We start from the raw sequence: 21,303 nt of genomic DNA, 5'->3' as shown, positions 1-21,303 counted from the left end.
TTTCCAGAAAATTTTAGGGTGACGCTACAAGCCAAGTTGCGCGCGGCGGCGCCACAGCAGCACGATGAAGAAGGGGCCGCCAAGCAGCGCCGTGAGTATGCCCAAGGGCAGTTCCGCCGGCGCCGCCATGGTGCGCGCCGCCAGGTCGGCCAGCAGGGTCAGCAGCGCGCCGAACAGCATGGCGCCCGGCAGCACCACGCGCTGGTCGGGGCCGCAGGCGAGGCGGATGCAGTGCGGCGCCACCAGGCCGATGAAGCCGATGGTGCCGGTGCAGGCCACCAGGCCGCCGACGCACAGCGAACTGACGATCAGCACCTGGCGCTTGACGTGCTGTACCGGCACGCCCAGGTGCTGGGCTTCTGCTTCTCCCAGCAGCATGGCATTCAAGGCTGCCGAGTGGCGCGCCATGGCCGCCACGCACAGCAGCACCACGGGTGCAGCTACCGCCAGCAAGGACCAGTGCGCGCTGGCCAGGCTGCCGAGATTCCAGAAGGTCAGGGTGCGCAGCTGGGCATCGCCGGCGATAAAGCTGAGCACGCCGATGCCGGCCATCGAGATGGCGTTGAAAGCGATCCCGGCCAGCAGCAGGATGGGCAGCGCCAGGCGACCTTTGGCGGCGCCGATCCGGTAGACCAGCAACGCCACTGCCAGGGCGCCGGCAAAGGCCGCCAGCATCGGCGCATAGATGCCGGCCACGCTGAGTGCGCTTGGCCACAGCACGCCGCCGAGCACGATGATGGTGGCGGCGCCCAGAGCTGCGCCGCTGGAGACGCCGATCAGGCCCGGATCGGCCAGCGGATTGCGGAACAAGGCTTGCAGCGCGCTGCCGGCGGCGCCGAAGCCGCAGCCGACCAGCACCGCCAGCAGCACCCGCGGCAGGCGGATATCCAGCAGCACTGCGCGTGCCTGCGCTTGCGCTGCCGAAAGTTCGGCGCCGGACCACAGCAGCCGCGGCACCTGCCATGGTTCGATGCGATAGGCGCCCAGTCCCGCGCACACCGCCATGACCGCCAGCAGCAGTAATGCCAGGACAGCCAGGACCATGCGCTGGCGCGACTGGCGCGCGAGCGCCAGCGGCGAAATTGCAACGGTGAATGTGTGTGCGACGGCGGAGTAAGAGGACGACATAGCGAATCAGGCAGTCAGTTGAGCAGCAAGGCGGCGCAGGGCCGCCGGTAGCCGCGGGCCGAAGCCGAGCAGCAGCAAGGCGTCCATGTCGGCGATCACACGCCTGTTGCGGGCAGCCGGGGTCAAGGCGAGGCCGGGCATCTTCAGCAACTGTTCGACGCCTCCCATGGAGGCCAGGCCTTCGCTGGTGGTCATCAGTACATCGGGCGCGGCGGCGATGGCGCTTTCGGCCGTCAGCGGCTTATAGCCTTTGAAGCCATCCTTGCCGCCTAGCGCATTGACGGCGCCGGCATAGCGGATCATGGCGTCGGCGGCGGTGTCGCGACCGGCGACCATGGCTTGGGTGCCGCTGTTGCTGAGGATGAACAGCACCCGCAATGGCGGCTTTCCCACCTGTTGCCGGCGCTGGCTTTGAATGTCTGCCATGGCCGCCTGCCAGTCGCTGTCGAAGCTCTTCAGCAGGCTGTTGCCGCGCAATGCCAGATCCAGCGCCCTGGCGCTGCCGCTGATCTTGTCGCGCACCGATTGCACATCGTGTTGTTCCGCCAGGGTGACGACACGCACACCGGCAGCGGCGATCTGCTGCAATGCCGTCGGCGGACCGGCTTCGGCCGACGCCAGCAGCAGGTCGGGGCGCAAGGACAGTACGCCTTCCGCCGACAACGCGCGCTGGTAGCCCATCTTGGGCAGCGCCAGTGCGGCGGCAGGATAGGTGCTGGTAGTGTCGCTGCCGATCAGCATGGCGCCGGCCTCCAGCGCATACACCACTTCCGTGATGGCGCCGCCGGCCACTGCTACCCGCAACGGTTTGGCGGCGGCGCGGGCCGGCAGCACGGTCAGCAACATGCCGGCCGCAGCCGTTCCCAGCAGCATGCGCCGTTGCTTGTCGACAGGATGTTTCACGCTTGTGCCTCGGCTTCGGTTTGCTGCGGCGGCAGGCTCATTACCGCCGCGCGCCAGGCGGGCAGTTCCGGCTGGCCCGGCTTGCGTACGCCGAACAACATGGCGATGGTGCCGCCGTCGGCGTCGAACAGTTCCAGCGAGGTGACTTCGCCGTCGCTGGTGGGTTTGCTGACGACCCAGCTGGAAGCGATCTTGTCTTCGCGCAGATGCAGGTTGAAGCCAGGATCCAGCACGTTCAGCCACGGCCCCATCGGCTTGATGTTGGAGACGGGGCCGGAATGGATCTGGATCATGCCGCGGTTGCCGACAAATACCATGATCGGCAAGCCGCTGGCGGCGGCCTGGTCGAGGATCAGGCGGACGGCGCCGTTGTCTACCCGGCGAACGAATTGCGGCGGCGCCAGGCGCAGCGCCTGGATGCGGCTGACGCCGAAATCGCGCAGCAGGCCGAAGAACTGGTGGGTGTCGGTCATGTTGCGCCAGGCGGAGCGGAAGCCGTCGCCGTCGATGTCGGCATCATTCTTGTCGATGACGGCCGGCGGCGCCGGTTCAACCGCGATGCCGGGCAGCTGCTGCGGATCGCGCCAACGCGCCACCAGCTCATCGAAAGCTGCGTGGTTGCTGTGCTCGCGCAGAAACACCTTATGCACCGCTTCGCCGTGCAGGTCATAGAACTGCAAGCTTTTCTGCAAGCTGGTTTCGGTCCCGCGGGTGATTTCTTCGATGACGGCGCAGCCGAAATGCCACTGCTTGTAGAAAATCCGCAGATCGATGGCTTCGCCCAGCGCCAGGCCGACCTGGCCGTTGTGGCTCATCTTTTCGTACAGGCCATCCTTTTCATGCACTACGTTGTCGTTGCGGGTAAGCGCCATGACCGCGCCCAGCCGCGGCATTTCTTCAAAAATATCGATGAAATCCGGCAGCAGCCGGATTGCTTCTGCGCCAACGCAGGCGGCCAGCGCTTCGCCTTCGGAAACGCCGATGGCGGCCGCGGCGTCGCGGTTGCGCAGCGTCCGGTCGCGCTTGGCGGCAAGGAATTGCGCGCGCAGCTGCTGTGCATCGGACTGCGGATTGCGAGTGGTGGTAAGCATGAGGTTCTCCTCCGGGAAGTTGAATGGTTAGTACTGGAATTTCAAGCCGACGTTGAAACTGCGGCCGGGGGCCGTGTAGGCATCCTTGACGGTGGAGCTGTCAGCCAGCCCGCGCACGTCCGGCCAGTTCCAGTACCGGCGGTTGAACAGGTTGTGGATGCCGGCGTACAGCGCCACGTTCTTGCTGATGTTGTGGCCGCCGCGCAGGTCCATCACGAACGCCGCCGGCGGTGCGAAATCAGTCTGTTTGCTCATGTCGCTGCGGCGCTTGGCGCTTTGGTAGATGACATCGGCCTGGCCGTACCAGACTTCGCTCGGCTCGTAGCGCAGGCCGAGCACCGCCATGAATGGGTTGACGGTGTCGAGCGGCGTGCTGCTGCCGTCGGCGCCTTCGGTATGGCCCTTGGTGTACGCCATGCCGGCCTTGACGCCGATGCCGTTGGCGAGCTGCCAGTCGATACGCGCTTCGGCGCCGCTGATGCGGGCCTTGGCCCGGTTCACGTACTGATAGATCAAGGGATCGACGAAGGGCCGGCCGCTGCCGCTGACTACTTCCTGCGAGATGAAGTTGCTGTAGCGGCCGGTGAATGCCGCCATGCTGTAGCGCAGGACGTTATCGCCGCCGCTCAGCTTGCCGCGCAGGCCAAGTTCAAAGGTGTTGCTGGTTTCCGGCTTCAAGTCCGGATTGCCGATGGTGGCGTAGCCATAGATCGGATTGCCGAAACTGTTGTTGACCTGGTCCGGCGTCGGCGTGCGGAAGCCGCGCGCATATTGGATATAGGGCAGCAGGGCAGGACTGATCTCGTACATCAGCGCCAGCCGCGGCGATACTGCGTTACCGCTGGAATCGGTCGGCTTGCCGGTGTACGCCGGATCGTTCTTCTGCGGAGTCAGGCGGTAGCCGTCGAAGCGCAGACCCGGCGTGATGGTGAGCGGACTATTCCGCGACAGGCGGAATTCATCCTGTAAAAACGCGCCGAACAGGGTGTAGTCGGTGGTGGGGAAAGCCTTGCTGGGGAAGGGCGATTCGCCGACGCCGGGAACGGTGCCGTCGCGCAGGCCTTCGATGTGCGCCGTACTGAGATCGAAGCCGTATACCAGTTTGTGTTGCAGGCTGCCGGTGGCAAAGCTGCTTTCGGCCTGGGCCGAGCCGCCGACAGTGCGTTCCTGGTAGGTGTTGGCGCGCGTGCGGTCGACCATCGGGAATCGCTGTTCATAGGAGAACTGATTGGTCTTGGCTTCCTGGAAGTAAAGCTGGGCGTGGGCGTTCTGGAAATAGCGGTTGGCGCTGTCCTTGAAATCGTAAGCCAGGCTGTAGCGGTTGCGCTCCAGCTTGTCGTTGGCGCGCAGCGCCAAAGTGCTTTTGGTGACGGCGGACAGCACGTCGGAATCGGTCTTCTGCTCCTGGTGGCTGATCGCCGCGCTGAAAGTGTCTTGCGCGCTGGCCTTGAACACCAGCTTGCCGAGCAGGGCATCGCCATGGATATTCTGAGGATTGGCGGTATCGCGGTTCGGGCCGTTGATATTGCGCGTGCCTTTGGTGTCGACCTCGTGGCCGTCGCGCTTGTTGGCGATCAGCAAGCCTTCAAAACGTTCGCCGCCGAAAGCTGCCACCGCGGTGGTCGAGGTGCTGCCATCGGTGGAATCGTAGGTCGGCTTGATCGAGAAGTAAGTCGGCTTGTTGAAGATTTTCAGGAAATCGGCGGGATCCTTGGTGATGAAATTGACCGCGCCGGTCAGGCCGTCGCTGCCGTACATGGCCGAGGCCGGACCGCGCAGGATTTCCACCCGCTTGTACATGTCCATCTCGACATAGTCGCCGCGGCCGGCTTCCAGCGGCCCGAATGAAAATGAACTGGGCAGGCGGATGCCGTCTTCCATCAGCAGGATGCGGTTGCCTTCCAGGCCACGGATATTGATGCCCTCGTTGCCGCCGCGGCCGCCTGCAGTGGCAGCGGAGGTCGGACGATAGGGGCCGTGGCGGACGGTCACGCCCGGTTCGTAGCGCAGCAGGTCCTTGACATCCCTGGGCTGCTGTTCCTCTATGGTGTCGGCGCTGATCACCGAGATGCTGCTGGGCGTCTGCGAGACCGCGGTTTCGCTGCGGGTCGCCGTCACCGATATCTCATCGAGCCGGTGAGCGGCAGCATAGTTACCGGCCAATAGTGGCGGCTGCTCCGCAAATGCCGGCGCGGACGCCGCGCACATGGCAAGGATGGCAAAGTGAACGGCCGCAGGCAGCCTGCGCAGCCTCGGCGCCGCAAGGCGGTTTGAATATGTATTGGGCAAAACGTCGTACTCCAGAACGATGCAGCATGTTTAGTGGCTGGCATCGCTGGAAGTGCGGCTGGCTGAAAATAGAGGTGAAGTGAGCAGGGTGGCGGAAAGCCTGGTGCACAGTTTAATTATAAATGAGAATGATTATTATTTGTATCTTTTCGTTTGACAAAATATCAGCATGGATTTTTGGGATGGAATCTCATTTGGCGGCGGTTACATCTGGTAGCAACAATGCATTCCCTGAAACAGAGACCCCCTGTGCCCTGACCTATACTATGATCACGGCATGGCTCGTGCGGATGCTGCATTTCCTGCGCATTCGTTCGCCGCCGGCATTTATCGCAGCCTGCCGCCAGGGCTGCTTGCAAGGAGTTTATTATGCGCAAATTCATTTTTCTGGCCGTGGCCGTCCTGCTGGCAGGCTGCGCCACGGATGCCGAACGTTCGCTGCAGGCGCAGAAAGACGTCGACCAGATGATGCAAATCTACGGTCCGGCGTGCCAGCGGCTGGGATATAAAGCCGACTCCAACGAATGGCGCAATTGCGTGCTGCGGCTGGACACCAAGAACAATGTCGAACGCTTCCCGACCACGACCACCTGCTTCGGCCATCCTGGCCTGTTCCAATGTAATACCTTCTGACGCCAGCATGCATTCATAGCGTAGCGTTCTGTAGTTCGCCGGCCGGACATCAAGACATCGATGTCCGGCTTTGCCATGGCGCTCAGGATTTTCTTTAAGCCGTCTGGATGGACGGGGGCTCATGGCAGCATACGCAGATCTTGTTGCCGTCGGCATCGCGGAAATACGCGCCGTAGTAGTGCGGATGGTATTCCAGGCGCAGGCCTGGCGGCCCTTCGCAGCTGCCGCCATGTTGCAGGGCCAAGCCATAGGCGGCGTCGACGGCGGCGCGGGTCGGCGCCAGCAGGGCGATCATCTGGCCATTGCCGGCAGCTGCGCTTGCACCGTTGTATGGTGCGCCGATAATGAAGAGAGGACGGGCATGGCCGGCCGCCATCCAGGCTGCCCAAGGCCTGGCATCGCAGAATTTCAGCTGCAGATCCAGTTCTTTCATGAGCGCGGAATAAAAGCGGAACGCTCTCTGAAAATCTGTGACGCCGACAAATACGTGAGAGATCACGTGCTTTTCCTTTCGGTAATTTATGCCGCGGGTATTTTTCCAATTCTGACAGAGTATCAGGACAGGTTGTTTTTGCGGAGGAAAGCCATGGACGATCAATATGATCTGCAACGCTTCGTGGCTGCCCAGCAGCCGCTCTTCGACATTGCATGCGAAGAACTGCGCAAAGGCAGCAAGCGCAGTCACTGGATGTGGTTCATTTTCCCGCAGGTCGAAGGACTGGGCCATAGTTCCATGGCGCACAAATTCGCCATTTCTTCGCTGGCCGAAGCCCGCGCCTATCTTGCGCACCCGCTGCTGGGACCCCGGCTGCTGGAATGCAGCCGGCTGGCGGCGGCCGTCGACGACCGCTCGGCAGAAGATATTTTCGGCTATCCGGACTACATGAAATTCCAGTCATGCATGACTTTGTTTGCCAGGGCCGCTCCACAGCAGCAGGTGTTCAGCGATTGCCTGCAAAAATATTTTGGCGGAGTGCAGGATGCGGCCACGCTGGACAAGCTGTGACCGTTCAGCTTGTTGCAGGCCTGGGTAAAGCTCAGCCGGGCAGCCTGCGCATGGGCACGAAGCGTATGCCATGCATTTCTACCTGTGCACCAGTGGGTGCAAAACCGAAGCGCTGGTATACAGGCAATGCGGATGGCGAGGAATTGACCGTAAAAGTTGCAGCGTCGGGAGACGATGCCAGGGCCGCCTGCCACAAGCGCGCGGCCAGGCCTTGCCGTTGGAACTCGGGTGCGATGAACAGGTGGAACACATGGCTGCGGTCGCGCATGGCGATGAAGCCAGCCAGCACGCCGCCGACGCAAGCGGTGATGTAGTGATAGCGCGGATCGGCGATATAGCCGGCTTCCGCTGCGACGGAGACCGATGCCAGGAATTGCTCGGCGCCGCTGCCGTCAGCGCTGATCGTGAATTCGCGCGTGAATTGCTGGATCAGTGTGCTGATGGCGACTGCGTCGCTGGCGTGAGCGGGGCGGAATTCATATGCAACTGTTGCCAAGGTTTTCGCGTCGTTCATGATTATGTAGTTTTGTCAGAGAGCGTGAACGCGGCAGGATATTCTCTCTGATACCAGCCATTAGCGGTATCGTGATCGGCGCCCAGGAATTCGCGCATCTTCGGAATCACCGCCAAGCCGATGCTGCACAGGGCGATCAGGATACCGAACAGCACATAGCATTGCGCCACCGATGCATGCAGCAAGGCCATGCCGGCAACCGCCGGGCCTAGCGTCGAGGCGAGCTGCCATACCATGATGTTGACCGATGCATTGCGCGCGCGGTATGCCGCCGGCATCGCCAGCAGGCGATGCGTGACGCCGACAAACTGGGTGGTCGATTGCGAGATGCCGAGCAGGAAAAATGCCATCGCCAGCATCAGCGGCGAAGTCGTCAGACCGACCACCAGGAGTGCGATGGCGCGCAGCTGGGCTGCGCCCATCAGGGCGCGGAAGCGTCCCAGCGTCTTGGAGAAGAAAGAGGCGCAGCCAAGGAAGCCCAGGAGCATGCCGGCCATGATGCCCATGTTGGTCGCGCCCAGCCAGAACGCTGACAGGCTCATGCTGGTCACTCTCAGGGCTGCCATCATGCCGATGGTCGGAGCGTAAAACACGCCGATGACAAGGTTAGTCAAGGTCCAATGGCGTTCCAGTGGAATATGCCATTTCATGCGCAGGCCTGCCTTCAGCTCATGCAGCCATTGCGCTGCTCCGAGCGCCGCGGGTTTGCCGGTCGTCAGCGCCTTGGGCAGGCGGGTGGCGGCAAGCGCTGCGATCAGCAGCAAGGCCACATGCACCCACAGCGCGCTGGCGACGCCGCTGGCGGCAATCACGCTGCCGCCTAGCGCCGGCCCCATGATGCCGCCGAGTGAACCGCTGACTTTTTGCATGCTCATGGCCAGCGACAGTTTTTCCGCCGGCACCAGTTCCGAGGCGATGGTCTGGACGCAGGGCATGATGATCGCCATGGCGCAGACGCCGATCATTTCGCAGGCGATGATGAGGTACAGATGATAGAAACCCGCTTGCGCCAGCAGCGCAAGCATCACGCTTTCGATAGCGATGGCGACGAAGCCGAACGCCATCAGGCGTTTCTTGGGATAACGGTCGCCCAGAGGCGAGAGCAGGGGAATGGCCAGCAGGCTGGCAGCTGCGACGGTGACGCCAAAGGTGGCGAGGTCGCGGGCGCCGCCGTGCTGAGCGATCCACCAGGCGATGGTGATGTTGCCGAGCAGGAGCGCACTCAGCGTCGCCATCTCGCTGACCAGCACCAGCATGAAAGGGCGGCCCAGCTGCCGCAGGTCCTGCCTGTATTGTCTGAGCATGTTTTAGTGTTCCTGGCCGACGGTGGGGATCAGATCAAACCGTCAAACAGGATCACTTCGACCTGGTCGCCGCTGGCGACGTCGGTCTGGTCGTGCGCCAGCACGATCATGCAATTGGCCTCCGCCATGGAACGCAGGATGCCTGAGCCTTGCGCAGCGGTAGGCCGCACCGACCATTGGCCGTCGCTCGTGCTGAGGATGCCGCGCTGGTATTCCGTGCGCCCAGGACGCTTGCGGATGGCGACTGCGGCGGTGGCGCGCATCAGCGGCAACGCCGAGGCTTGTGCGCCCATCATTTGCAGCAGCGCTGTGCGCGCAAAAAAGTAGAACGACACCATCACCGCCACCGGATTGCCCGGCAGGCCGAAGAACAAGGCCTGCTTGCCGCCGGAGGCGATGCGGCCGAAGGCCAGCGGCCGGCCCGGACGCATGCCGATCTTCCAGAAAGCGACGTCGCCCAGCTGCGCCATCATCTGCTTGGTATGGTCGGCATCGCCGACCGAGACGCCGCCGGAGGTGATGATGGCGTCGGCGTTTTCGCAGGCGCTGCGGAAGGCGGCTTCCAGCGCCTGCGGATCGTCGCCGACCACGCCCATGTCGATGATGTCGCAGCCGAGGCGTTGCAGCATGCCGTACAGGGTGTAGCGGTTGGAATCGTAGACGCAGCCCGGTTCGAGTATTTCGCCGACTGAGCGCAATTCATCGCCGGTGGAAAAGAAGGCTACGCGCAGACGCCGCCGCACCGAGATTTCAGCGATGCCGAGCGAGGCCAGCAGGCCGAGGTCGGCAGGACGCAGGATGCGGCCTTTGCCGATTGCCGGCGTGCCGGCTTTCAGGTCTTCGCCGGCCAGGCGGCGGTTGGCGCCCGCTTTGACTGCCCCTGCCGGGATGATGATCGAGCCGGCCGGGCTGCCGGCTGGAATCTGTACAAATTCCTGTGGAATCACGGTATCCAGGCCGGCCGGCATCAAGGCGCCGGTCATGATGCGGATCGCTTCGCCGCGGGACGCAGTGCCTTCATGGGCGCGGCCGGCGTGGGAGGTGCCGGCCACGTTCAGGATGGTATCGCTATCCTGGCGCAGGTCGGCCGAGTTGAAGGCGTAGCCATCCATCGCCGAGTTGTCGTGCGCCGGCACGTCGATGGGCGAGATGATGTCGCTCGCAAGCACCCGATCCAGCGCGCTGCGCAGCGCCACTTTTTCAATCGCGCCGACCGGCGTGATGAAGGCGTGGATGATGGCCTGCGCCTGCGCCACTGGCATGGCCTGCGGATCGTAGTCCGACAGGCAGCTGGTGAGTGAGGACAGCGATGGCTGGTGTGGGCGGCTCGAGGGTTTCATTTTGTTTTTCTTGGTGACTGCTGCAATTGTTCTTCGGTATTGATATTGCGGAAGGCGTGGTCGTCGCTGAACAGCGCTTCGCTGTAGTTGAGGCGGCGGTACCATGTCTCTATCTTACGTCCTCCGCCTTGCAGGTAGTCATTGAGATCGGTCAATAAACTGTTTTTCAGCAGCATGAATACCGGTTGCGGCTGCTGTGTTTGCGTGTTTGCGTCGATAGTAACGGCTACCGCCACGTCAGCGTCGGCGTCTTGCAGAGCTTTTGCCAGGTTTTGCAGCAGGTCAGATGGCAGATAGGGCGAGTCGCAGGGTGCGGTCAGCAGATAGGGGGTAGGACAGTGGCGCAGGCCGGCCTGCAAGCCGGCCAGCGGTCCGGCGAAACCGGCCTGTTCATCCGGCCAGACCGGATAGCCGAAGGCGGCGTAGCGCTCCTGGCTGCGGTTGGCGTTGATGATAAGGCTGCCGACTTGCGGCGCCAGCCGTGCAATCACCTGCGCCACCATGGCTTGGCCGTCCAACAGAGCCAAGCCTTTGTCGACGCCGCCCATGCGCGTGCCGCGGCCGCCGGCCAGTATCAGGCCGGTGGTCAGGCTGCGAAAGTCGGGGTGGGCATGGATTTGCACGGCGCAGGCTCCGCTCAGCCGCCGATATACGACATTTCCACTTTCTTGCGGACCGGCGCCAGCCCTTCGGTATTCTGCGTGCGCTGCTCGGAATAGCGGTCGTCGCGCGCGCGCCATAGCTGGCCGATCACACTGGAGATTTCGCGGTCGCTGCATTCGCTGCGCAGCAGGGCGCGCAGGTCGTGACCGGCACTGGCGAACAGGCAAGTGTATAGCTTGCCCTCGGTCGACAGGCGCGCCCGCGAGCAGTCATGGCAAAAAGCCTGGGTGACGCTGGAAATCAAGCCGATTTCGCCGCTGCCGTCGGCATAGCGCCAGCGCTGCGCCGTTTCGCCGAGGTAGTTGGCGGCGAGCGGCTGCATCGGCAGTTCGCTCTGGATCAGCTGCGCCACTTCGGCAGAGGAGACGACTTCATCCATTTTCCAGCCGTTGGATGCGCCTACATCCATGTATTCGATGAAGCGCAGGATGTAAGGCGTGTTCTTGAAATGGCGCGCCATCGGCAGGATTTCCTGCTCGTTGACGCCGCGCTTGACCACCATGTTGACCTTGATCGGGCCGAGCCCGACCTGATGCGCCACGTCCAGTCCGTGCAGTACCTCGGCCACCGGGAAGTCGGCGTCGTTCATGCGTTTGAAAATCTCTTCATCCAAGGCATCCAGCGATACCGTGACGCGCTTGAGGCCGGCGTCTTTCAGTGCCTGCGCCTTCTTGGCCAGCAACGATCCGTTGGTGGTCAGGGTCAGGTCGAGCTCCTTGCCGTCCGGCGTCTTCAGCACGCTCAACATGGCGATCAGCTTTTCGATGTGCTTGCGCAGCAGCGGCTCGCCGCCGGTCAGGCGGATCTTGTGTACGCCGTGGGCGACAAACAGGCTGGCCAGGCGCGTAATTTCTTCGAACGACAGCAGGGCGGTATGCGGCAGGAACGCATAGTCCTTGTCGAACACCGCGCGCGGCATGCAATACACGCAACGGAAGTTGCAGCGGTCTGTCACCGAGATGCGCAGATCGTGCAGCGGCCGCCCCAGCTCATCCGCTATCAGGCCGTCGGGCGTTTCAAGTATGGAGGGCAAGGGCAGGGGAGGCGGCAGGGAACTGCGGCGGCTGTCGATCAGCGGGATGACTTTCTTAGTCATGATGTGTTTCTTGGAAGATATGCAAAATCTGCTGCTTCTTATACTAGGTGGTAACTTCTACAAGATACCATGGTCATCGGTTTTTGGCTTCAGGTGGCGACAGATACCGTGTATGGCGCCGACGCCAGACGTGACAAAGGGAGTCTTGGACTCCCTTTGTTTATTGCTATTTCAGCATGCCGCCGGCTGGCGGCGGCATGGATTGACGCTTATGACTGCGAGCGCTGGGTTTCGATCTGCACCAGCGGTTCGCTGACCTGGACCGGCGCCGGCTTGCGTTCACGCGGTACGCGTGGCGCGGCGACGATGCTGGCGTTGGCTTCCTGGGCTGCACGCAGCTTGCTCGGATCGGTTGCCGCCAGTGTCAGGCCTGCTGCCGCCAGGACGGTTTGCAGGTCTTCTACCTTAGGCGAGGAGCTCGATACCGCGACCTTGACTGCAGCCGGTGCCGCTTCTACCGGCGCTGGCGCAACTGCTGCCGGCGCTGGTGCAAGCACCACTGGGGCCGGTTCAACGACGATCGGGGTCGTTGCTTCTACCGGCGCTGCGACGTGCTCAACTGCGGCTGGCGCTACAACTGTCGTCACCAGTGGTTCGACCACCGGATCTGCTGCTACCGGCGCTGCCACGACTGCTTCAGGCTCTGTGACCGTTGGCGCTGGTGCAACTGGAATCCACACTGGCGCGGACGCCGGTGCTTCTTCGATTGCTGCTGCCGGGGCGGCTTCCGCCACCGAGGCAACTTCCTGCGGCACCAGCGGTGCGGCGATCGCATTCGACAGTGCTGTCGGTGCAAACGTCTCCGGCTGGGCCGGAGCGGCAACTTCTTGCGTGACAGGCACGGAGGAAGCCATCATCGGCACTTCGTTGCTGACCTGGCTGACTGGCGCTGCATGCGCTGGAGCAGCGACTGGCTGCTCGGCTTCGTGGACGACAGCAGGAGCGGCGGCTGGACTTGCATCGGCTGGCGCTGCGACGACTTCGGCCGCAGCGTTTTCGCCGGCTTCCATCTCATCGCTACCTTCGCTGCTGCCTTCAGTCGCATCGGCGGCATCACGGTCGCGACGATTGCGGTTACGGCCACCGCGACGGCGACGGCGACGTGGTTCTTCGTCACCTTCGGCCTTGGTTTCGACCCGGCCGCTATCGGCCTGGACTGCTTCGCTGGTTTCTGCAACGGCGGCCACGGCCAAGCCGGCGCCGGCGGCAGCAACCACGCCGCCCTTGAGCAAGGTTTCATCGACTTTGACTTCGCTCAGGTTTTCCTTGCGCTCTTCGCGTGGCGGACGCGGTGGGCGTTCGCTGCGCTCGCGCTTACCCTCGCGGCCTTCGGCGCTGCGGGTATCGGCTTTGCTGTCGTTGGCTTCGCGCTGTTCCCTTGGCTCCCGCGGCGGACGTGGCGGACGGGCTTGCTGGGTCTTGGCTTCAGCAGTCTCGGTCACTACCGGCTTCTTGGCGCTGTCGTCGCGCGCTTCGCTGCCGTCGCGGTTGCGGCCGCCACGGTTGCGGCCGCGCTGGCCACGGTTGTTGCGGTCGCCGCGATCGTTACGGTCGCGCTGTTGCGAGCTCTTGGTTTCTGTCGTTGCGGCAGGCGCAGCAACCGGCGCTGCCGGCTTGCTGAAGAAAAAGCCGAAGATCTTGCCGAGGAAGCCGGTTTCTGCCGGAGCCGCGGCTGCGACTGGTTGTGCTTCCACCGGTTTGCGCTCGACGATAGGGGCCGGCTGGTCTGGCGTGATGCCCTTGACCACGGCTTCCTGGCGCGGCTTGCCTTCTTCTTTCTGGGTCTTGCTGTAGCCGATGTCGGTATCGGCTTGCTCTGCCATCGCATAGCTGGCCTGGGTTTCTTCCAGGCGCGGATCGTCATGCTTCAGGCGTTCCAGCTTGTAATGCGGGGTTTCCAGATGCTTGTTCGGGATCAGGATGATGCCGACGCGGTGACGCGTCTCGATCTTCAGGATCTCGCCGCGCTTCTCGTTCAGCAGGAAGGCGGCGACGTCGACCGGCGCCTGGACGTGGATCGCCGCCGAGTTTTCTTTCATCGCTTCTTCCTGGATGATGCGCAGGACTTGCAAAGCGGACGATTCGGTATCGCGGATGTGGCCGGTGCCGTTGCAGCGCGGGCAGGTCACGTGGCTGCCTTCCGACAGCGACGGACGCAGGCGCTGGCGCGACAGTTCCATCAGGCCGAAGCGTGAAATCTTGCCCATCTGGACGCGGGCGCGGTCATAGCGCAGTGCATCTTTCAGGCGGGTTTCGACTTCGCGCTGGTTCTTCGAGTTCTCCATGTCGATGAAGTCGATCACGATCAGGCCGCCGAGGTCGCGCAAACGCAATTGGCGCGCAACTTCTTCCGCTGCTTCGCAATTGGTGTTGAAGGCGGTGGTCTCGATATCGCCGCCGCGGGTCGCGCGCGCCGAGTTGACGTCCACCGAAACCAGGGCTTCGGTATGGTCGATCACGATGGCGCCGCCGGATGGCAGGGGCACGGTGCGGGAATACGCGGTTTCGATCTGATGTTCGATCTGGAAGCGGGAGAACAGCGGCACGTCGTCGCGGTAGCGCTTCACGCGGTGCACCATGTCAGGCATGACGTGGGCCATGAACTGCTGGGCCTGGTCGTGGATTTCGTCGGTGTCGATCAGGATTTCGCCGATATCCGGCTGGAAATAATCGCGGATCGCGCGGATCACCAGCGACGATTCCTGGTAAATCAGGAAGGCGCCCTTGCCTTGGGTGCCGGCGCCTTCGATGGCGCGCCAGAGTTGCATCAGGTAGTTCAAATCCCATTGCAATTCGTCAACGTTACGGCCGATGCCGGCAGTGCGGGCGATCACCGACATGCCGCTAGGCAGGTCCAGCTGATCCATGGTTTCGCGCAGTTCCTGGCGATCTTCGCCTTCGACCCGGCGCGATACGCCGCCGCCGCGCGGGTTGTTCGGCATCAGGACCAGGTAACGGCCTGCCAGCGAGACAAAGGAGGTCAGGGCTGCGCCTTTGTTGCCGCGCTCTTCCTTTTCGACCTGGACCATGATTTCCTGGCCTTCGCGCAGGGCATCCTTGATCGATGCGGTACGGACGTCGACGCCTTCCTTGAAATAGGTGCGGGCGACTTCCTTGAACGGCAAGAAGCCGTGACGCTCTTCACCGTAGTTGACGAAGCAGGCTTCCAGCGACGGCTCGATACGGGTAATCACACCTTTGTAGATATTGGACTTGCGTTGCTCGCGTCCGGTGGTTTCGATATCGATGTCGATGAGCTTTTGCCCGTCAACAATAGCCACGCGCAGTTCTTCCTGCTGCGTAGCATTAAACAACATGCGTTTCATTTTTTCGCTCCGTGACCCTTGGGTCAATTCAATGGCGCTTAATGATGCTGTTCTTCAGCATTCTGTCAGCGCCAAAAAGTACAGGGATGTACGCGAGAACGGAGTGTCTGGGGGGAGAGAATTGCCTTGGCGTGCAGCGCCTGATCTACATTCGTAGGGCGCAATGCACAGGCGCGGATACAGTGCTGTCGTATTACAGAAGACTACCAGCGTGCGCCGGCACAGCGTCTTGCAGTTCGCGGATCGCGAGCATGACGCCGGGCGGTGAGCAGCTTGATAGAGCCAAATGAAGCATTGGTTTCAGTAAAGTTAATCGACTTGTTTATAAGCACTACATCAACCGGCGAGCTCGTCGCGACTGAATCGCATCGGGCTCGCCGGACTTTATCCTAATCATCCAGACATTCTTGTTCAGCATCCGTGCGCGCTATCCGATGACAACAACGGTGCGACCTTGACTCGCGCAGGGGTGATGCGTACACATTTCCCATCAAATTTGCAAATTGGCGAGGCTGATGGGGACGCCCCTGTGTAGAATGGTCTTTTTATTCTTACACCAGCAACTGTTTCCGAACAGTCGCGCAACAATTATATATTCAAAATGAAGGACTTAGCGAGATTTTCTGGAGGGCGAGTCAAGTCTCGCCCGGAGCCGCGGACACAAGCCGCGGCCAAGTACAAGGCTGAGCCCAAAGTAGCTGTGGAGCAAGAGGTGAAGCCGCCTCCGGCGCCGCTGCAAGTTCAACTGCTGACCATAGGCGAAGAGGATGCCGGTCAACGGATCGACAATTTTTTGTTGCGCATTTGTAAAGGTGTACCCAAAAGCCATATTTATCGTGTACTGCGTTCGGGCGAGGTCAGGGTCAACAAAGGCCGTATCGACCAGACCTACCGGTTGCTGGAAGGCGATGTGATCCGGGTGCCGCCGATCCGCATTGCTGAAAAACAAGAACAAGTGGTGCCGGGCGCCGAATTCAAGATATTGCTTGAAGATAATCATATGCTGGTGATAGACAAGCCGGCCGGAGTTGCGGTGCATGGCGGATCCGGCGTCAGCTACGGCGTCATCGAGCAACTGCGGGCAGCACGTCCGCAAGCTAAATTCCTAGAACTGGTGCACCGACTGGATCGCGATACCTCCGGGATTTTGTTGTTGGCAAAGAAACGTTCGGCGCTGACCAATCTGCACGAACAGATGCGCGACGGCGATACCGACAAGCGATACCTGGTATTGGTGCACGGCGATTGGCAGAACGAGCGCCAGCATATTAAATTGCCCTTGCATAAGTATACGGCGGCCGATGGCGAACGCCGGGTGCGAGTGCAGGCCGACGGCCAGGCATCGCACACCATCTTCAACCTGATTCGCCGCTACGGCGACTATGCCTTGCTGGAAGCGGAATTGAAGACCGGACGCACGCATCAGATCCGGGTCCATCTGTCCTCGAGCGGCTTTGCCATTGCCGGCGACGACAAGTATGGCGACTTTGCGCTGAATCGCGCCTTGCAGAAGGCGGACGGCCAGCGTATTGCCCTGAAGCGGATGTTTTTGCATGCCTATCAGATTACCTTTGCCCATCCCGAGACCGGCAAGCCGGTGACCTTGAAGGCGCCACTGCCGCCGGAATGCGAGAAATTCCTGAAAAGTTTGCCTCAGGAAAACAAATCGGATGTTGCTCCTGCACCATCACGTATCACGGGCGATTAGAATATCAGTTAGTATTTATCTATCTATTGGTTTGCCGATCGCCGATTGCGCATTGTCGGCCGGCAGGCAAAACCCATGAACAGGAGCTGGCAAGCGATTGCCGGGCAATATGGCAAGAAAGAATTTTGACTTAATCGTATTTGATTGGGATGGCACCTTGATGGACAGTACCGCCATCATCGTGAAATGTATCCAGGCTGCGGCCAGGGACCTGGGCTTGCCGATTCCGGACAACAAGGCGGCTTCGCATGTGATAGGACTCGGCCTGGGCGAAGCAATGCAGGTCGCGATGCCGGGTCTGGACGCCAACCAGTATCCGCGTGTGGTGGAGCGCTATCGTTATCATTATCTGGCGCAGGACCAGGACCTGACCCTGTTCGACGGCGTCCGCGAAATGCTGGCCGATCTGTCGCAGCAAGGTTATTTCCTGGCGATCGCCACCGGCAAGAGCCGGGTCGGGCTGAACCGCGCCTTGCATGAAACCAAGCTGCTGTCGGTATTCGATGCCACGCGCTGCGCCGACGAAACCTTCTCCAAGCCGCATCCCGCCATGCTGCAGGAACTGACGCGCGAACTGGGCCAGGATCTGAAGCGGACAGTGATGATCGGCGACACGACGCATGATCTGCAGATGGCGATCAATGCCGGCGCCGCCGGCATCGCGGTGCAGTATGGCGCTCATCCTGCGCACGAACTGAATGCGCTGAAGCCGCTGTTCAGCGCGACGTCGACGCCGCAGCTGCATGACTGGCTGATCAATAACGCCTGAATTTAAAACTGATGCAGGTTGCCAACGAGAGTGTCACGCGATGTCTGAACAAGCCGTAAATAGTCTGCGCATTCCCATCTGCGCTTCCGCCGCCCTGGCGGAGCGCGGCAAGGGCGTGCGTTTTCCGGTGACGGCATGGGGCGACGATGCGGTGGCGTTTGCCATCCGCTATGACAATGTCGTGCATGCCTACCTGAATCGTTGCGCTCACGTGGCGATGGAGCTGGACTGGAACGAGGGCGACTTCTTCGAATCCAGCGGCCTGTACTTGATGTGCGCCACCCACGGCGCGGTGTATGAGCCGGAAACCGGGCGCTGTGCCGGCGGTCCCTGCCGCGGCGGACGCCTGCACAAGATTTTAGTTGAAGAAAGCAATGATCAGGTGTTCTGGATCCCTGATGAATATGTGCGGCCGGCGCTGGCCTGATCTGGCCTGGCGACCTGTTGTGCCTATTGAACGATCCCTGATAATCGACGTGAGTGAGCACCATGAGCAATAACGAATTTGATAATGTTGGTTCCGCGCTGCCGGCAAAAAAAGAAGGCTGGGAACGCGAACTGCTGGAAAAGCTGGCGTTTGCTTCGCTGCGCGAGCAGCGCGCCCGCCGCCGCTGGGGCATCTTCTTCAAGCTGGCGGTCCTCGGCGTGATCGGCTTTGCCTTTTGGCTGGGCATGAATTACGAAGGCTCAGATACGCAAACCGTCGGCGCCCATACCGCGCTGGTGAAGATCAACGGCGCCATCGAATCGGAAGGCAACGGCTCCGCCGGCGTGGTGGTGCCTGCGCTCGACAATGCTTTCGCCGCCGATGATTCGGTCGGCGTGATCTTGCGCATCAACAGCCCTGGCGGCAGTCCGGTGCAGGCCGGCATCATCAATGATGAAATCACCCGCTTGCGCAAGGAATATCCGAACAAGCCTTTGTATGTGGTGGTCGATGAGATGTGCGCTTCCGGCGGTTACTACATCGCCGCCGCAGCCGACAAGATCTATGTCAACAAGGCCAGCATCGTCGGCTCGATCGGCGTGCTGATGGATGGCTTCGGCTTCACCGGCTTGATGGACAAGGTCGGCGTCGAGCGGCGCCTGCTGACTGCGGGCGAGAACAAGGGTTTCCTTGATCCGTTCAGCCCGATGAGCACGACGCAAAAAGGTTATGCGCAAACCATGCTGGCGGAGATTCATCAGCAGTTCATCGATGTTGTCCGCAAGGGCCGCGGCGCACGCTTGAAGGAGACGCCGGAAACCTTTTCCGGCCTGTTCTGGAGCGGTTCCAAGGCAATCGACATGGGCCTGGCAGACGGTTACGGCACGGTCGACAGCGTGGCGCGCGATGTCTTGAAGCAGGAAGATATTGTCGATTACACCAAGAGCGAAGGCTTGCCTGAGCGCGTGCTGAAAAAATTCGGCGTGGCGATGGGCGCAGGTGTGGTGCAGTCGCTGGCGAACCAGGTACGGCCTAGCCTGCGTTGAGCTTTCTGCATTGATTTTTTCGCATTGAATTTTTGCGTTGGATTTTATTTAACGAACCCGCTTGCGAGAAATCGCTGGCGGGTTTTTTGTAAAACAAGGAATGTTGAAAGCGTTATAAGGTAATACCGTATTACCGTAATTCGCCTTGTATCTTAGCGATCCTGGCGTATATTGAAGGGACCAAAGGAATAGCGAACGGAGGAGGCGATTATAGAAATAGCAAACTCGTTGGCCACCCAGTTGCAATTGCTTCGGTAGCAAAGAATCGTTCCAGCGGCAATACAACCCCTTGCTTTGGAATCGTTGTTGACTACCGGACAAACCACCGCATCATTGATGCGGCACCGAGAAGTTTTCGACTTCTCAACCCCTGTCTTTCGAGACTAGCAAAAACGGCGACGGCGCAATACCGTTGCCGTTTTGCATTTGGTGCGCAGTGTTTGCCGCTGAAAAAAAACATTGCCTGAAAAGCTGCACGAAAAGCGCGGGCAAATTTTCCCGGCTGCTTTTTCAAATAAACATTACTGCGCCAGAAATAAAAACACAGTCGGCTTTTTGTGGAAGTCCGGGTGCTTGCCTGCGGCCAGCGCGCTCTTCCATTTGGCTGCTGTCTGCGTCTTGATGGTTTCAGTGGGCAGGGTCAGGTCGGTGGCGACGCAGATCAGCGTGCCGGCCTGGCAACTGTTGGCCAGCGCTTCCAGGAAGGCGCCGTTGCGATAGGGGGTTTCAATGAACAACTGGGTCTGCTGCTCCTGGCGCGAACGCAGCTCCAGTGCCTTGATGCGCTTGCCGCGCTGCTCGGCATCGGTAGGCAGGTAGCCGTTGAAGGCAAAGCTCTGGCCGTTGAGGCCGCTGCCCATGATCGCCAGCAGCAAGGACGAGGGGCCCACCAACGGCCGCACCAGGATGTTGTGCGCATGCGCCAGACGCACCAGGTTGGCGCCGGGATCCGCTACCGCCGGCACGCCCGCTTCCGAGATCAGGCCGGCGTCCTGGCCCGCCAGGATGGGCGCCAGCAAGGCCGGCAAGGCGGCGCTGGCGGTATTCACGTTGAGTTCGGCAATCTGGATTTCCTGCAGCGGCTTGATCAACGGTTGAACGCCATTGACCAGCTTCAGGAACGCGCGCGTGGTCTTTGCGTTTTCAGCGATGAAATAATCGAGCCCGGCGGTCAGCGCCTGGACTTCGGTCGGAATGACGGCGGCCAGCTGTTGTGCCGGACCGGCATCGCTTTGACCGAGGGTGTTTGGAATTAAATACAGAATGCCTGGCATGTTGGGTTCTAGTTAGTCGGGGCCAGAGTAATTCGCCACGCTGCGGCGGCTCACAAACTCTGTCCCGCAATTATTTTCTTTGTGAAAAACGGAAGGGCGGCGCGGCGTAGCATACTGGTCAGGGCGATCAATGGCAATCCGGTCAGGGCGGTCGGATCGGTGCTCTCGATTTTTTCCAGGATGGCGATGCCCAGGCCTTCATTTTTTGCGCTGCCTGCGCAATCGTAGGGTTGCTCGATGCGCAAGTAGGCGTCCAGCTCGGCGTCGGGCAGGTCGCGGAAGGTGACGAAGGTCTGGATGTTTTCGATCTGCGCCGCTTTTTCCGGCTGCGCTGCGCGGCCATCCCACAGGCACAGCGCGGTATGGAAGATGACGCGGCGGCCGCGCATCTTCTGCAGCTGTTTCAGCGCATTGACATGATCGCCCGGCTTGCCGATCTGCTCGCCATCCAAGGTGGCGACCTGATCCGAGCCGATCACTAATGCGCCGGGTGCCAGAAGTGCGACGGCACGGGCTTTTTCGAGCGCCAGGCGTAGGGCCGTGGCTTGCGGGGTTTCGCCGGGAAGGGCGGTTTCATCGATGGCCGGCACCATGACATCGAAGGGGATTTGTAGCCGGGAAAGCAATTCTTTGCGGTATTTGGAGCTGGAGCCAAGGATCAGGCGCGGCAGGGGTGGTAACATATCGGTTGCAATGCGTCCGTGTTGTAAAGAGGCCATGATTTCCGTCATTTGAGCGCACGCCTGGCGATAAAAGGCGAAAAATGCGCTAACACTTTGACGAATA

19 protein-coding genes are annotated in these 21,303 nt (G+C 61.2%); 6 read left to right on the top strand and 13 right to left on the bottom strand.

Translation table 11 applies throughout. The annotated features are described in order from the left end of the window. Positions 1-24: 24 nt before the first annotated feature. The 4 genes from KHU30_RS08320 to KHU30_RS08305 are packed head-to-tail and all read right to left on the bottom strand — an operon-like array spanning position 25 to position 5,285. Complete coding sequence (locus KHU30_RS08320) at positions 25-1,128, bottom strand: FecCD family ABC transporter permease (protein WP_211442062.1); 1,104 nt, start codon at positions 1,126-1,128, stop codon at positions 25-27. Between the two features lie 6 nt (positions 1,129-1,134). Then, entirely contained in the window at positions 1,135-2,001 is an 867-nt protein-coding gene (locus KHU30_RS08315; protein WP_211442281.1) for a heme/hemin ABC transporter substrate-binding protein, read from the bottom strand. A 26-nt stretch (positions 2,002-2,027) separates the two neighbouring features. Continuing rightward, a complete protein-coding gene (locus KHU30_RS08310) occupies positions 2,028-3,122 on the bottom strand; it encodes a hemin-degrading factor (RefSeq protein ID WP_211442061.1) in 1,095 nt (364 codons plus the stop codon). Positions 3,123-3,149: 27 nt separating this feature from the next. After that, entirely contained in the window at positions 3,150-5,285 is a 2,136-nt protein-coding gene (locus KHU30_RS08305) for a TonB-dependent hemoglobin/transferrin/lactoferrin family receptor (protein ID WP_230427235.1), read from the bottom strand. A gap of 495 nt (positions 5,286-5,780) precedes the next feature. Between KHU30_RS08305 and KHU30_RS08300 the strand changes: the two genes are divergently transcribed. Further along, entirely contained in the window at positions 5,781-6,044 is a 264-nt protein-coding gene (locus KHU30_RS08300) for a hypothetical protein (RefSeq protein ID WP_211442060.1), read from the top strand. Between the two features lie 94 nt (positions 6,045-6,138). Here KHU30_RS08300 and KHU30_RS08295 read toward each other — a convergent pair whose 3' ends face one another. Continuing rightward, positions 6,139-6,543 carry a VOC family protein gene (locus KHU30_RS08295; RefSeq protein WP_211442059.1) on the bottom strand — a complete coding sequence of 135 codons (405 nt, stop codon included), beginning with the start codon at positions 6,541-6,543 and terminating at the stop codon, positions 6,139-6,141. A gap of 87 nt (positions 6,544-6,630) precedes the next feature. On the opposite strand from KHU30_RS08295, the gene KHU30_RS08290 reads away from it, so the two are divergent. Beyond that, the gene (locus KHU30_RS08290; RefSeq protein WP_211442058.1) at positions 6,631-7,050 is read left to right on the top strand and encodes a DUF1810 domain-containing protein; all 420 of its coding nucleotides are present in this window, start codon (positions 6,631-6,633) and stop codon (positions 7,048-7,050) included. Positions 7,051-7,081: 31 nt separating this feature from the next. Here KHU30_RS08290 and KHU30_RS08285 read toward each other — a convergent pair whose 3' ends face one another. From KHU30_RS08285 to KHU30_RS08260, 6 genes are all read right to left on the bottom strand, one after another. Continuing rightward, positions 7,082-7,564, bottom strand: a complete 483-nt coding sequence (locus KHU30_RS08285; RefSeq protein ID WP_211442057.1) for a GNAT family N-acetyltransferase — start codon at positions 7,562-7,564, stop codon at positions 7,082-7,084. Positions 7,565-7,566: 2 nt separating this feature from the next. Continuing rightward, positions 7,567-8,868 (bottom strand): MFS transporter, encoded by a 1,302-nt coding sequence (locus tag KHU30_RS08280; RefSeq protein WP_211442056.1) that lies wholly within the window; start codon positions 8,866-8,868, stop codon positions 7,567-7,569. Between the two features lie 29 nt (positions 8,869-8,897). After that, positions 8,898-10,208 (bottom strand): molybdopterin molybdotransferase MoeA, encoded by a 1,311-nt coding sequence (gene moeA, locus KHU30_RS08275; protein ID WP_211442055.1) that lies wholly within the window; start codon positions 10,206-10,208, stop codon positions 8,898-8,900. Beyond that, positions 10,205-10,831 (bottom strand): molybdenum cofactor guanylyltransferase MobA, encoded by a 627-nt coding sequence (gene mobA, locus KHU30_RS08270; RefSeq protein ID WP_329956647.1) that lies wholly within the window; start codon positions 10,829-10,831, stop codon positions 10,205-10,207. The genes moeA and mobA overlap by 4 nt, the downstream gene beginning before the upstream one ends. Positions 10,832-10,845: 14 nt before the next feature. Then, entirely contained in the window at positions 10,846-11,967 is a 1,122-nt protein-coding gene (gene moaA / locus KHU30_RS08265) for a GTP 3',8-cyclase MoaA (RefSeq protein WP_211442053.1), read from the bottom strand. A gap of 209 nt (positions 11,968-12,176) precedes the next feature. Further along, a complete protein-coding gene (locus tag KHU30_RS08260; protein WP_211442052.1) occupies positions 12,177-15,293 on the bottom strand; it encodes an Rne/Rng family ribonuclease in 3,117 nt (1,038 codons plus the stop codon). Between the two features lie 601 nt (positions 15,294-15,894). Here KHU30_RS08260 and KHU30_RS08255 point away from each other — a divergent pair. The 4 genes from KHU30_RS08255 (at position 15,895) to KHU30_RS08240 (ending at position 19,243) form a co-directional block, all read left to right on the top strand. Next, a complete protein-coding gene (locus tag KHU30_RS08255; protein WP_211442051.1) occupies positions 15,895-17,001 on the top strand; it encodes an RluA family pseudouridine synthase in 1,107 nt (368 codons plus the stop codon). Between the two features lie 109 nt (positions 17,002-17,110). After that, the gene (locus KHU30_RS08250) at positions 17,111-17,770 is read left to right on the top strand and encodes an HAD-IIIA family hydrolase (RefSeq protein ID WP_211442050.1); all 660 of its coding nucleotides are present in this window, start codon (positions 17,111-17,113) and stop codon (positions 17,768-17,770) included. A gap of 40 nt (positions 17,771-17,810) precedes the next feature. Beyond that, a complete protein-coding gene (locus KHU30_RS08245; RefSeq protein ID WP_098496224.1) occupies positions 17,811-18,197 on the top strand; it encodes a Rieske (2Fe-2S) protein in 387 nt (128 codons plus the stop codon). Between the two features lie 62 nt (positions 18,198-18,259). Then, a complete protein-coding gene (locus tag KHU30_RS08240; RefSeq protein WP_211442049.1) occupies positions 18,260-19,243 on the top strand; it encodes a S49 family peptidase in 984 nt (327 codons plus the stop codon). A 521-nt stretch (positions 19,244-19,764) separates the two neighbouring features. Here the strand turns inward: KHU30_RS08240 and KHU30_RS08235 are convergent. Both KHU30_RS08235 and KHU30_RS08230 read right to left on the bottom strand, forming a co-directional pair. Then, complete coding sequence (locus KHU30_RS08235; protein WP_211442048.1) at positions 19,765-20,517, bottom strand: SAM-dependent methyltransferase; 753 nt, start codon at positions 20,515-20,517, stop codon at positions 19,765-19,767. Between the two features lie 50 nt (positions 20,518-20,567). Next, positions 20,568-21,236 (bottom strand): Maf-like protein, encoded by a 669-nt coding sequence (locus KHU30_RS08230; protein ID WP_407928045.1) that lies wholly within the window; start codon positions 21,234-21,236, stop codon positions 20,568-20,570. Positions 21,237-21,303 lie beyond the last annotated feature (67 nt).

Source organism: Collimonas humicola (genome assembly GCF_018304945.1).
GTDB classification, from domain to species: Bacteria; Pseudomonadota; Gammaproteobacteria; order Burkholderiales; family Burkholderiaceae_D; genus Collimonas; species Collimonas humicola.
Note: the sequence above shows the minus strand (reverse complement) of the source record. Positions and strands in the feature narration are given on the sequence as shown.